The 13,083-nt window shown below is 67.0% G+C and carries 8 protein-coding genes and 2 pseudogenes; 3 read left to right on the forward strand and 7 right to left on the reverse strand.

What is annotated here, in order from left to right; genetic code table 11:
- The first annotated feature begins 10 nt into the window (after positions 1 to 10).
- On the forward strand, positions 11 to 1,741 hold the full coding sequence (locus OL239_RS11890; RefSeq protein WP_268909137.1) for a CocE/NonD family hydrolase: 1,731 nt from the start codon (positions 11 to 13) through the stop codon (positions 1,739 to 1,741).
- Between the two features lie 68 nt (positions 1,742 to 1,809).
- Here OL239_RS11890 and OL239_RS11895 read toward each other — a convergent pair.
- A pseudogene (locus OL239_RS11895) lies at positions 1,810 to 3,581 on the reverse strand (glycerol-3-phosphate dehydrogenase/oxidase).
- Positions 3,582 to 3,693: 112 nt separating this feature from the next.
- Here OL239_RS11895 and OL239_RS11900 point away from each other — a divergent pair.
- Positions 3,694 to 4,698, forward strand: coding sequence for a sugar-binding transcriptional regulator (locus OL239_RS11900; RefSeq protein WP_442864301.1), 1,005 nt, complete (start codon positions 3,694 to 3,696; stop codon positions 4,696 to 4,698).
- Positions 4,699 to 4,785: 87 nt separating this feature from the next.
- Here the strand turns inward: OL239_RS11900 and OL239_RS11905 are convergent, their stop codons facing one another.
- From OL239_RS11905 to OL239_RS11930, 6 genes and pseudogenes are all read right to left on the reverse strand, one after another.
- A complete protein-coding gene (locus OL239_RS11905) occupies positions 4,786 to 6,612 on the reverse strand; it encodes an alpha-galactosidase (RefSeq protein ID WP_268911750.1) in 1,827 nt (608 codons plus the stop codon).
- Positions 6,516 to 7,016 (reverse strand): hypothetical protein, encoded by a 501-nt coding sequence (locus tag OL239_RS11910; protein ID WP_268909139.1) that lies wholly within the window; start codon positions 7,014 to 7,016, stop codon positions 6,516 to 6,518. The genes OL239_RS11905 and OL239_RS11910 overlap by 97 nt, the downstream gene beginning before the upstream one ends.
- A 254-nt stretch (positions 7,017 to 7,270) precedes the next feature.
- Positions 7,271 to 8,092, reverse strand: a complete 822-nt coding sequence (locus tag OL239_RS11915; protein ID WP_268909140.1) for an SDR family NAD(P)-dependent oxidoreductase — start codon at positions 8,090 to 8,092, stop codon at positions 7,271 to 7,273.
- Positions 8,093 to 8,193: 101 nt separating this feature from the next.
- Positions 8,194 to 9,167 (reverse strand): annotated as a pseudogene (locus tag OL239_RS11920) (bile acid:sodium symporter family protein).
- Between the two features lie 36 nt (positions 9,168 to 9,203).
- The gene (locus tag OL239_RS11925) at positions 9,204 to 10,553 is read right to left on the reverse strand and encodes an ABC transporter permease (protein ID WP_268909141.1); all 1,350 of its coding nucleotides are present in this window, start codon (positions 10,551 to 10,553) and stop codon (positions 9,204 to 9,206) included.
- Positions 10,541 to 11,773, reverse strand: a complete 1,233-nt coding sequence (locus tag OL239_RS11930; protein WP_268909142.1) for an ABC transporter permease — start codon at positions 11,771 to 11,773, stop codon at positions 10,541 to 10,543. Before OL239_RS11930 ends, OL239_RS11925 begins: the two co-directional genes overlap by 13 nt.
- Positions 11,774 to 11,877: 104 nt before the next feature.
- On the opposite strand from OL239_RS11930, the gene OL239_RS19555 reads away from it, so the two are divergent.
- On the forward strand, positions 11,878 to 12,699 hold the full coding sequence (locus OL239_RS19555) for a TetR/AcrR family transcriptional regulator (protein WP_329609208.1): 822 nt from the start codon (positions 11,878 to 11,880) through the stop codon (positions 12,697 to 12,699).
- The last annotated feature ends 384 nt before the right edge of the window (positions 12,700 to 13,083 follow it).

A 13,083-nucleotide genomic window follows, 5' to 3' on the forward strand; every position in this document is an offset into this window, starting at 1 on the left:
TTTTCCGAAGATGGCCAGTTACCAGACAATCGACGCCGGCGGCCTGCCGATCGCGGTCCGCAAGGACCTCCGGGTTCCGATGCGGGACGGTGTCGAGCTCGCCGCCGATGCCTACTCGGCCCCGGATGAGAAGCCGCGGCCCGCGCTCGTCGCGCTGAGTCCCTACGGCAAGGAACTGCAGGCTCTTGCGCTGACCATGCCGCCGCAGCGCAGGCCCAGCCCGATGTGGGACGGGTGCATCGAAGCCGGCGACATCGCCCGCATCGTGGAGGAGGACTACGTCCACGTCATCGGCGACCTGCGCGGCTCGGGGCACTCCGGCGGCGAACACATCGGCAACTACAACGCCGGCGGGGTTTCCCTGGGCGAAGACGCCTACGACTTCATTGAATGGGTGGCGGCCCAGCCCTGGTGCGACGGCAACGTCGGCATGGTGGGCATCTCCTACTTCGGCTCCATGCAGGTGCTAGCCGCTGCCGAGCGTCCCCCGCATCTGAAGGCCATCTTCGTTTCCGGCGGACACTACGACTTCTACGAAACCACCTACCACGGCGGCGTCATGTGGTTCATGCCGCGCGCCGCCCGCGAAGGCCGCGGCGGCGACTCCGGCTGGGCGTTCACCGACCGCGTGAAGTCCCGGATGATCGAGAAGTACTCCCCCGGCGAGCTGCAGGAGCTGGTCGCCAAGCGCCTGGCGGATCCCGACGTCGCCGCCTGGCCAAACCTGGTGCACGTGCTGAACTACCCGAAGAACCATGAGGCCTGGTTCGACATCGTCATGAACGAGCTCGACGGCGACTGGTACGAGGAGCGCAACCCCATCACGCTGGCGCCGAATATCGACATCCCGGTGTACCTGCAGATCGACCAGGGCCGCGGCTGGACGATGGACGGCACGATCGAACTGTTCGACGCCCTTCAAGGTCCGCGGAAGCTCGATATTGGCCCCTACCCGCCCATGCAGTCGCGGCCGTTCATCGAAGAACACGACAAGATGTTCCGCTGGTACGACTACTGGATCAAGGGCATCGACAACGGCGTGATGGACGAGCCCGCCGTCAGCGTTTTCGTGGAGGGATCGCGGAAGCACGTCACCGGCGAAGCGTGGCCGCCGAAGGAGGTCGAGTACAAGCCGCTGTACCTGCGTCCCCGCGGCAAACTGAGCGCCGACCCTGAACGGATGGGCGTCCGGCATGCTGCTCCGGACGGCTTCTACCAGGCGCCGCTGACGGTGACGGACAAGGTGGAGATTCTCTCCTGGAGCACTGAGGTGTTCGAGGAGGACACCGAGCTGATCGGATCCGGCGCGGCGCACCTTTTCGCCGAGATCGACCAGCCCGACACCAACTTCATCCTGCGCCTCTGGGACTACGCTCCCACCGGCAAACGCCAGCTCATCACCACCGGCTACCTCAAGGCCTCGCACCGTGAGCTGGATGCGGAGCGCACCACCGAGGGGAATCCGTTCCATCCGCACACACGGGCAGTGCCGGTGGAGCCGGGGAAGATTGAGGAATACGTGGTGCGCCTGTATCCGTTCGCGACCACGTTCCTTCCCGGACACAAGCTGGTGGCAGAGCTCTCCAACGCCGAACCGCTGGCGGATGAACACAACGCGCTGCTGCCTCCGGATGCCTTCCATCTCCCAGTGGGCCGTCCGGTGACGCACAAAATCCACCGTGACGCCGAGCATCCGTCGCGGCTCGTACTGCCCTTCACCGCGGGCAGCGTGAAGAACTAACCCCGCAGCCAAGCAAACAGCAGAGGCGGGCACCGTTCGGTGCCCGCCTCTGCTGTTGAAACGTCTGGCTAGACCGCGGCGGCGATCTTCATGCCGTGCATCGTGACCAGCAGGTCACGAGCGGACTCAACCTGGCGGCGGCTCTCCGCCTCGTTCCAGCCCAGCTGCGGAGCGAGCAGTTCGGCCATCTCGGTGAGCATGGCCTCGGTGACCAGGCCGCGGAAGGCCAGCGAGGTGCGGCGGATGAGCACGTCGGCCAGGCGGGTGATCTGCTCGTTCTGCACCATGTAGGTCAGTTCGCGGGTGCTGATCTCATTGGTGGAAGCCAGCAGCTGGTCTCCGCCCTGGCCCAGGAATTCCAGCACGTCGGTGGCGCGGGTGCCGTAGCGGGTCAGGAGCACGCGGACGCGGTCGCGGTCGGCAACCTCGTTCGCGGTGCGGTTGACCCACAGGCGCTCCTCGGCCTGGGTGCGCGGGAAGTCCTTGCCGCCGCCGATCTGAAGTTCCGACGTCGTCGTCTTGCGCGGCATGCCCAGTGCGGTCATGGCCTCGGAGGCCAGGTTCTCGGACAGGGCGCGGAACGTGGTCCACTTGCCGCCCACGAGGGACAGGGTGGTGACGTTCTTGCCGGCACGGCGGTCAGTGCGCTTCTCGATGCGGTAGTCACGGGACACGAAGCCGGGCTGCGTGTCATCGTGCTTGGGCAGCGGGCGGACGCCGGAGAAGGTGTAGACGATGTGGTCGCGGCGCACGTCGATGGTCGGGAACACATGAGCGACGAGCTCGAAGAAGTACTCGATCTCCTCATCGGTGCAGATGGAGTCCTCGGTGATGTCGGCGTCGATGTCCGTGGTGCCCACCAGTACGCGGTCACCCATCGGATAAATGAGGACGATGCGGCCGTCGGTGTGCTCGAAGAACAGCTCGCGGCCGTTGCAGGCCTCCAGCAGCTCCGGGTGGTCCAGGACGATGTGCGAGCCCTTGGTGCCGCCCATGAAGGAAGTGCGCTTGCCAAAGGAGTCGTTGGTCTCGTCCACCCAGGCGCCGGTGGCGTTGATGACGACGTCGGCGTCGAACAGGAATTCCTCACCCGTCAGTTCGTCGCGCAGCAGCGTGCCGGCGTCCGTGGTTCCCACGGCCGAAACGTAGTTGCTGGCGCGGGACTGCTTGTTGGCTTCGAGGCCGTCGCGCAGCACATCCAGGGTCAGGCGCTCGGGGTTGTGCACCGACGCGTCAAAGTACGTGGCGGTGTACTTGACGTCGGAGCGCAGCTTGGGCAGTTCCTGCAGGGACTTCTTCCTGCCGACAAAGTTGTGGCGCGGTGCTACGCGGCCACCGCGGAGAAGAAGTCATACATCAGCAGGCCGGCCTTGATGAGCACGGCGCCGCGCTCGTTCGGCTTGCCCTGCTTGTGCGTCAGGAAGCGCATCGGCGCTGCCGTGATGCCGGCGAAGGTGCTGGTGATGGGGATGGTGGTCTGCAGCGGCTTGACGTAGTGCGGGGCCAGCCGGAGCAGCGCATTGCGCTCGACGACGGACTCGTGCACAAGGCGGAACTCGCCGTTTTCCAGGTAGCGGATGCCGCCGTGGATCATGTGTGACGAGGCGCCGGAAGCGCCCTGGCAGTAGTCCCCGCGTTCCACGAGGGCTACGTCCACGCCCTGCAGCGACAGGTCACGGAAGGTGCCTACGCCATTGATGCCGCCGCCAACGATCAGCACTGAGGCCCGGGGGCGGTCCTTCAGCTGCTGAACCACCGGACGGGCGGCAGTTTTTCCCTTAATGGGGTTCACGGAATTGTCCACGACTATCTCCAAACGCTTCTGTGGCGGCTTTGCCATTCCCTCAATGGTCGAAGCCGGACGGCCGCAGTGCCGAACGATTGCACAAACGTGCACGCTGTCATAATGGATGCATGAGCAACACAGCGCTTTCGCGGGAGCAGAAGTGAACATTGGTGTCAGTCCGCGGCCCGGAACCCGGTCCGGCGGAGGAACCGTCCGCGCGGAATCGGAAACCCGGACCCGGGACGCCCTCCGGGCCGCACAGATGTACTACCTGCAGAACCTGACCATGGAGGCGATCGCCCGGGAGCTGCGGATTTCACGGTCCACGGTGTCGCGGCTGCTTTCCCACGCCCGGAGCACCGGGCTGGTGGAAATTAAGATTCAGAGCGCGGCGGACCGGGCCCCGGCTCTCGAACGGGAGATCAGTGCCCGTTTCGGCGTCCAGGCCAAGGTGGTTCCGGTTGCCGAGGGCGTATCCCCCGCGCAGATCCTGCAGCGGGTTGCAGTGCAGGCCGCCCACCTCATCAACCCGTTGATTGATTCGGATGCGATTGTCGGGGTTGCGTGGGGCTCCACGCTGACCGCGGTCAGCCAGCACCTCTCAGTGAAGAACACGCATGACAGCACGATTGTGCAGATGAACGGAGCCGGAAACTTCCGAACGTCCGGCATCACCTACGCCAGCGAAATCCTGCAGCGGTTCGGGCACGCCTACGGCGCACGCGTCGTGCAGTTCCCGGTGCCTGCTTTTTTCGACCATACGGAAACCAAAGAAGCCATGTGGCGGGAACGGCCGGTGAAGCGTGTGCTGGACCTGCAGGCGCGGATGAACACCGCCATCTTTGGCGTGGGTTCCATGGAGGCCGGTGTCCCCAGCCACGTGTACAACGGGGCGTATTTGGACGACGAGGATCTGGACGATCTGCTGGCCGAGGATGTGGTGGGCGACGTCGCCACCATGTTCTACCGCGCCGACGGGACCTGGGATGGGATCCGGCTCAACGACCGCAGCACCGGCCCGGACCTGGACGTGCTGCGCCTGGTTCCGCGGCGGATCTGCATCGTGGCCGGCGAGGCCAAGACCACCAGCCTGCTGGGGGCGCTCCGCGCCGGGCTGGTGACGGATCTGATCCTGGACGAAAACTCCGCCCGGCGGTTGGCCTCCAGCTGACCGGACCCGGCACGCCCGGGCCGGAATTTGCCTGCCCGAACGTCCAGACGCACGCGTTGCAGCGGTGTACTGGCTGACATGTCGGCCTCAGTCCTGGGAGGAGGATCCGGTCTCAAGATGGAGAATGCGCATTTGGTCCGGAAGCAGTCCGGGAACAAAGACGCCGGCCTGTTCCAGGACATGCCCCGGGAGGACGGTTCCTTCGCTCCCCGGCCACCACGCCGGACGCCGGAAACCCTGGGGATCCGGGCCGGGCGTGACGTCCCGGAGGCGGTAGGAACTCGTGAGGTCCAGGCCGCGCAGACGGAACCTGCCCAGCGGTTCGACGTCGGACACTGCCGTCCGGACGACGGCGAAAAGCGCTTCCGTGGCGTTTGAATTCACGACGCCGTGGATATGCAGCGCCGGATCGAAGGAATCCATGCGCACCATGCGGCCGCCGTGCAGCAGCCGGCGGTGCACCTTATAGAATGCCACCCAGTCGCCGAGCTCCCGGTTTTCCTCGGGGGTTGCCCGGGTCAGATCCCACTCGATGCCCAGGTGGCCCCAGATTGCCGTGCCGGCCCGAAAATGCAGGGAGTGCATCCGGCCGGTGGTATGCGAGCGCAGCGACGCGATGTGCGAGCCCATCAGCTCCGGGGTAATGAGCTGCTGCGTCCACCGGTGCATGCGCTGGCGTTCGAGCGGGTCGATGCAGTCGGAGGTCCAGACCCGGTCGGTGTGCTCCAGTACGCCCAGGTCCACCCGCGCTCCGCCGGAGGAGCAGGATTCGATCTCCAGGCCCGGGAAAAGCTCCTTCAGTTCGGCCATCAGGCGGTAGGCGGCCAGCGTCTGGGCATGCACCCCCGGTCGTCCGTCGGGGCGGCTGCCGGCCTCGGTAAGGTCCCGGTTGTGGTCCCATTTAATGTAGGCGATGGGATAGCGCTCCAGCAGGGCGACCATTTGGTTGCGGACGTGCTCATAGGCACCCGGCATGCCGAGGTTGAGCACCTGCTGCCGGCGGGCTTCGACGGGCAGCCGGCCGGCGGGGCCCATGATCCACTCAGGGTGCGCCCGGGCCACGTCGGAGTCCGGGTTGACCATCTCCGGTTCAAACCACAGCCCAAACTCCATGCCGAGGGACCGCACGTGGTCAATCAGCGGCTCCAGGCCGTCCGGCCAGACCTGGTCCGACACAACCCAGTCCCCCAGTCCGGAGGTGTCGTCGCGGCGTGAACCGAACCAGCCGTCGTCGAGCACGTACCGCTCCACGCCCACCTTCGCCGCGTGGTCGGCGAGCTCGGTGAGGCGGTCCAGCCGGTGGTCGAAGTACACGGCTTCCCACACATTGAGGGTAACCGGCCGGGGCCGCGACGGATGCTGCGGCCGGGCCCTGAGCCACTCGTGGAAGCGCGCCGCCTGCTCATCCAGCCCGTTTCCCCACACACCGTAGATCCAGGGCGAGCTGTAACTCTCGCCGGCGCCGAGGACAACCTCCCCGGGCAGGAGCAGCTCGGATCCGCCCAGCACCTGGTGGCCGTTCGACAGGCGCTCAGCCCAGGTGCGGTGGTTGCCCGAAAAACCCACGTGGAAGCCCCAAACCTCGCCGCGGGCGAAACCGAACCCGGGCTCACCCGCGGAAAGGACATACGCGGCGTCCGCACCCGTGCGGCCCTTGCGGCCCTCCCTCAGGTGAACCCCCACCGGCAGCGGCGTACGCTGGGGTGCGCGCTCGCCGCCCCAGTGACCGGCGAAATCCAGGATTTCCCGGGCCTGCGAGGGAAGGGGCAGGAGAATTCCCAGTTCCTGCAGCCGGTAAGGCTCCTCGGCCGTGTTGGTCAGCTCCGCCCGCGCACGCAGCAGGCCCGACGGCGCCAGCTCCAGTTCGAGCAGGATCTGCAGTCCGGCCTCGACATCTTCGGCGGTAACCGACAGGCGGGCCGCTCCGGCACTGGTGAGGGATCCTTCTGTTTGCACCCCGTGCGCCGCCTGCGGTTCAAGCCGGGCTTCGCGTACGCGGAACAGGGCGACCAGTCCCGCCCGCCGCGGTCCCCCGCCAGCCCCGGAGTCCCCGTCCAGGCGGTGTGCAGCGAGCCAAGCAGATCCAGGCGCAGCGGCACGTCCGGCCCGTTGGCGAACAGGTGCGGCAGGGCCGCGTCCACCAGCACTGCTGCCTCCGTGGCGTCAAGGCCGGGCAGCTCCGCTCCCCAATGCGCCACCGACGGCAGCTGGTTCTCCGAAAGATCCAGCAGCACCGAGACGCCTCCGCTGCGCAAATGCAGCTGGCAGGGCCCGGCGGCGTCCAGGATAGAGGTCGGCTCGAGGACTACTGCGGTCACGGAAACTCCTGGGGCATTAGGCGAGCGGCGAACCTGCGCCGGAGGGGCAAGGAAAAGGTGATCTGCGTCATACTATAACCACGGAGATTTCTCCGTACCCGCTAACGGCAATCATCCACAGCCAGAATTGTGAATCGCCCATGCGGCGCTTTTGACGGTGGACACTGTCCTGCATGGGAGCAGTCACCCCGCAGGCTGACCGCTCCGCCAGCAGCCGGTCCGGGCCCGGGGCAGAACTGCGCCTCGGTCGGCCGTCAGCGCCCCAGCAGTGCGATGGTCCGGTTCCAGAGACGAAGCGCCAGCACGCCGTCGTACGCCTGCCTGTTGGGCCGGGCGACCTTGCTGCGACGGTAGTACCTGCCCGTTTCATAGTCCTTCACGGGAATGCCCTCGGCCAGATACACGAGCGTCCGGGCCCCGGTGTCCGGCGTCGCGGCCAGCCGGCGCAGGGGCGAGCGGTAGGCGGCACGCGCGAGGGCGCCGTGCCCGTTGAGGAAGCCGGACCCCACCAGACCGGGGTGGAAGGCTGTGGCGGTGGCTCCGTGGGAGCGGTGGCGGCGGTCGAACTCCCCGGCGAACAGGATCTGCTCAAGCTTGGCGGCGGCATAGGCACGGAAGGGGCCGTAGTCCTTTTCGTGCTCGAGGTCATCCAGGTCAACCCGCCCGAACCGGTTCGCCGTGCTGGAAGTGTTGATGACTGTGCCCCGTGATTCCAGTAGCCGGTCGGTCAGCAGCCGGGTCAGCAGAAACGGCGCCAGGTAGTTCACCTGGAAGGTCATCTCGTGGCCGTCCCGGGTCACCTGCCGTTCCCGGCCGAAAATGGCCCCGGCATTGTTCGCCAGCACGTCGATCCGCGGAAAACGCTGCAGGATTTCCGAGGCGAGGTTCCGGACGCTGTTCAGGTCAGCGAAATCGGCCGAGAGGGCATGGCCGCCGAGGCTTTCGGCAACCGCCGCCGTCTTATCCGGGGACCTGCCCACCACCACCAGCCGGTGGCCGTCCCGGGCCAGCTTCCGGGCTGCGGCCGCCCCTATCCCGTCGCTCGCGCCGGTGATCACAATGGTCCTGGAAACCACGACAGTCCGCTTTCCTCGATGGGACCCGGGCCCATCACCCTAACGGGGCGGGCCCGCTGCGGACCAGATGGTTCATCCTGTTCGGGACGGCCGCCGGACGCTTAGTCCAGGGGCCGGCGCCGCCAGAAGGCTGCCATCAGGGCGCCGGACACGTTGTGCCACACCGAAAACACGGCAGCGGGCAGGGCAGCCTCCGGCGAGAAGTAGTCCTTCGCCAGACCGGCCGCCAGCCCCGAGTTTTGCATGCCCACCTCAACGGCCATGGTGCGCCGCGCGGGAACGGGCTGCCGGAAGAGTTTGGCGGCGCCGTATCCCACGCCCAGTCCCAGTCCGTTGTGCAGCACCACGGCCAGCAGGATCAGCCACCCGGCTGTGAAGATGGCCTCCGAGCTTCCGGACACCACGGCAATCACCACGAACGTGATCGCCGCGACCGAAATCCACGGCAGCGCCGGCAGCACCCGGTCCACGAGTTTCGGAACCAAATACCGGATGACCAGCCCCAGCACCACGGGAATCAGCACGATCTGGACAATGGACAGCGCCATCGACCCGGCGTCGACGGACATGTAGCGGTTGGCCAGCCACAGGGCCAGCAGCGGCGTGAAAATGGGGGCGAGCAGGGTGGACACCGAGGTCATGGCCACCGAAAGGGCCAGGTTTCCCGGGCCAGGTAGGTCACCACATTGGAGGCTGTTCCGCCCGGCGCGCAGCCCACGAGGATCACGCCGACGGCAAGCTCCGGACTCAGCTGCAGTGCCCACGCCACGGCAACTCCGAGCAGCGGCATGATCATGTACTGCGCAACGACGCCGAGCAGCACTGGCAGCGGCTGCCGGATAACCAGCGCGAAGTCCGGCAGCGTCAGGGTCAGGCCCATGCCGAACATGATCAGCATCAGTCCCGGATTGACGTAGGCAGACAACCCTGCGTCGGTGAACGGCTCCGGGAAGAACAGCGCCGCCGCTCCCCCGGCAAGGATCAGCAGGGGAAAGACGGTGACGGCCACGCGGGCGCTGCGCTCCTCGGCCGTGCGGGGAGTTGGCGGCGCTGCGGAAACAGGATTCGGAGACATGCCCACATGCTGGCACTGCACGCCCCCGCACGCTATTTATGACGCCGCATGTGACCGGTTGTGACCGGCAGCCGGCCTTTCGGCGTCAGCTCCGCCGGGCCGAACGCCGGGCCGGCGCGCATCACCGGCGGCGGCCGTCTTTCTTGCGCATATCCTGCGCCAATCTTGAGCATAAACAGCATCCAGCCGGGGAAGGTGTCCTAGGCGGGACGTAGAGACCCCCGCCTGGAGCGCATGCCCGGGGAAACCCGGCATGGGATCCGCGGGAGGCCTTCGTTTGAGACCAACGGAGGCCTTCCGGAACTCCCCAGAGAGCGAAGGGCCGCTGCAGCTGCAGCGGCCCTTCGTCGTCGACCGCAGACACCGGCTGTGCAGGTTCCCGCTAAACCGAAGGCACTTCTTTTCCTTGGGCGGGGCTGTTGAAGCAGCCGCGTCTCCGGCGGCCGGTCCGTCCACCGGATAGGGTTCGGTGCGCGGCGGCCGGATCCGGTCGATCACGACCAGCAGCACCAGGGAAACAGCACCCCAGATACCGAGGGTCAGCAGGTGCGTTCCCACGGTGTCGCCGCCGAAGTACAGGATTGAGCGGATGGACTCCACGGCTGCGGGCATCGGCAGGACTTCATGCAGGAAACGGAAGATGTCCGGCTCCATGTAAATGGACATGGCGGCGCCGGAGGCCGGAACACCAAGGAACATCAGGATGCCAATGACCGGCAGGATGGCCAGCATGCCCATGAACCGCTCTAAGACCGCGGTGAACATGGCCACGCAGAACACCGTGACGGCGCCCACGCCCAGGAGCGGCCAGAAGTGCCCGTCGATAGCACCCACAAAGACATCGGCAATCACCCACAGGAAAGCGGAGATGCCCACCGCCCAGGCGGCAACGATCGGGATCAGCTTGCGCAGCGGCCGGCTTGCCGGAGCCGCGGTGGAACCCACAACAATGATCATGAACCCTGCCATGATCCAGCCCATGGCCAGGTACATGGTGGCCATGCCCATGGAGTCGCCGTCGCGAAGCGGCGCAACGTCTTCGGCTTTGAGCTCCATTTGCTGCCCGGCGGCAACCTGGCCGAACACTGAGTTCACCACCTGCTGCTGGCTCATGCCGGCTGCTTCGTTGCTGATCAACGCTGCCGCGGGACTCTCCGCGGACGGCAGAACGAAGGCGGCAACGACGGTGCGGTCCCGAACCTGTTCCCGCGCCTCGACAACGGAGTCCAGCACGCGCAGGTCGAAGAGCCCGGACATACTTTCCTCCAGTCCGGACACTGTCTGCCCGGCCTGTTCGGCCGTGGCGCCGACGACGGCGACAGGCATGTCGCGCGGTGCCGGCTGGTACATCGCGCCCAGCATGAACGAGAGCATCATCGTGACCATGGCCAGCGGGAACCCGGCCAGTGCGACATAGCGCCAGCGGCGGCGCTGGGGCGCGGCCCGCCGTGAAGCGAGGCCACGTTGATTGCCGGCGGGGCGGCGTCGGGCTTGCGGCGCCGCTTCAGCGCGTCCAGGCAAAGGGTGAGCAGCAGCGAAGCCGCGGCTCCGATGGCCAGCACGAGCAGGTGCCTGCCGACGCCGTTTCCGTCAAAGAAGAGAACCGACCGCAGCGACTCGCCGGTGGCGGCCGCGGGCAGGAAGCTGTGCAGGAACGGGTAAAGCTCCGGCAGCGTATGCACCGACATGCTCATATTGGAGGCCGGAACACCCAGCACCATCAGGAACAGCATGCCCACGAGCACGGCCATCGGCCCAAAAATGCGTGTCAGGAGCAGCTGCACGCTGCCTACGGCGAAAACCGACAGCGCACAGATACCCAGCACCGCGGCGGCGTGGCCTTCAACCACTCCCATGACGGGCCCGACGACGGTCCACACCAGCGCAGCAATCAGCGCCGACCAGCCGGCCAGCAGCGGAACAAAGCGCCGGAACCTCATCAGCTCCGGGGAGTTGGACAGCATCAGGCTCAGCGGCATGTACCCCGCGAGCATCAGCGCCGTGGTCATGAACATGGCGCCCAGGCCGGCGGAGTCGTTCTCCGGCAGCGGGGCAAGGTCCTCGGACTGCAGGGCCAGGCCCTGCGCCAGGACCTGCGGTGCCACGAGGGCAGTCACCGATCCGGCCTGCGAGGCTCCGGCGGCGCCGGCCGTGTACAGGGTGGCGGTGCCGTCGGCCAGGACGACGGCGCCCGCGACCTCGCGGTCCATCACCAGTTCCCGTGCGTCCCCGGCACTCCCGGTGACCCGGACGTCCACTGCCTCGGGATCGGCGGCCTCAAATGCGTCCGCGAACGCGGAGGCCTGCTGAGCGGTGCCGGCAACGGCGATCGGCATGTCGTTCGGAGCGGGAGCGTGCATGGCCGCGAGGTACCCGCCCACCAGCATGGACACCATAAGGAGCGGCATGAGGAACATGGCGACATAGCGGCCGATCTTCTCGGCCCTGGCCCGCTTCAGCGCGGCGGCGTCGAGACCGTCGGCAGCAGCCGGGTCCCCGTCCTGTTCCCCGGGGCTTTGCCCGGCGGGTAGTCGGTGGACGTGGGGGAATTGGAACTCAAGGTCGCGCTCCTGTGCTGTGGTTCGATGGTGGTGCGAGGAACACACCGGCCGGACGGCCGGTGCGCGGCCTGTGGGACCGACTCGTCAAAATTACGCCATGTGGCGTAAAGTTGGTTAATCGAGGCAACCATTACGAATGAGGCACATCCATGGGCCAGCACGGCGATCATGCACGCGGAATCCTGCTGGACGCGGCCGAGGAGCTTTTTGCCCGCCACGGGATTGACGCCGTGTCCAACCGGCGAATCGCCGAACATGCCGGCACCGCCAACCATTCCGCCGTCGCCTACCACTTTGGCGGCCGCGAAGATCTGTTGCGCATCCTGGTGACCCGCCACGTTGACGAGACGAACCGGCGCCGTACGGACCTGGCCCGCGGGCTGGGGGACGATCCATCACTGAGTGATCTGTTGGCATGCCTGATCCTGCCCTGGACCGAGCATCTGGCCTCACTGCCGGTTCCCGGCTGGCGCGCACGCTTTCTCAACCAGGTCCGGACCGTACCTTCAGTTCACGGAATTCTCACCCGCACGGCCACCGCAAGCCCGCTGACAGAGGACCTCATCCGGCGCGCTCAGGGTGCCCTCGTCGCCACGCCCCGTTCCGTGGTGCACGGGCGGTCCTGGATTCTCGGCAACATGGTGCTCGGGGTGTGCGCCGAGTACGAGGCGAGAATCCAGGACGGCGCGGAAGAACCCAACTGGACCGGCGTCGGCTACTTCCTCATCGATTCCTGTTCGGGGATGCTCTCGGCTCCGGTGACGCACCAGGGGGATTTCATCACGCAGCCCTCCCCCTCTATCTGCTGTAGCCGGCCCTCTCTCGTCGGACCTCACCGCCGGTGTGCCTCCACGGCCAGCCGGGTGTCCTCCGCCATCAAATCGCCGTTGATCGCCGCGCCGGCCGCGAGCCCTGCTGCAGCCGCCGCCATCACCTGCGTCATGGGTGCCGTGAGGTTGCCGGCGGCATAGAGTCCCGGCACTCCGGTGGCCCCCGCAGCATCGACCGCCACTGCCGTCCCGACATACAGTCCGCCGGCAAACTGTTCCTCGGGTTCAATCCCCAGGTCCGCCAGGTATCCGGCCCGCGCGCTGAGCCGCGAGAACACCACCACGGCCTGCCGCGGCACCAGTTCCCCGGAGTCCAGCCGGACACCGCCCAGCTGCGGGCCGCCTTCCACTGCAGCCACCTTGCCGCCGACCACCCGGATGCCGCGGGCGGCCAGCTGCTCGGCCTGCCCGCCGTCCGGTTCGCCGCATCCGTTCAGGAACAGCACGACGTCGTCACTCCACTGCCGCCACAGCAGAGCCTGGTGGATGGACGTCCCAAGGTCCGTGGCCAGGATACCGATGGCC

It is taken from the genome of Arthrobacter sp. ATA002, from assembly GCF_026898095.1.
Lineage (GTDB): Bacteria > Actinomycetota > Actinomycetes > Actinomycetales > Micrococcaceae > Arthrobacter_B.

Bases quoted from the DNA above. Each gene is read 5' to 3' on its own strand.
- OL239_RS11890 (WP_268909137.1), top strand. From the start codon at position 11: ATGGCCAGTTACCAGACAATCGACGCCGGCGGCCTGCCGATCGCGGTC.
- OL239_RS11925 (WP_268909141.1), bottom strand. From the start codon at position 10,553: ATGGTCACGATGATGCTCTCGTTCATGCTGGGCGCGATGTACCAGCCG.
- OL239_RS19555 (WP_329609208.1), top strand. From the start codon at position 11,878: ATGGGCCAGCACGGCGATCATGCACGCGGAATCCTGCTGGACGCGGCC.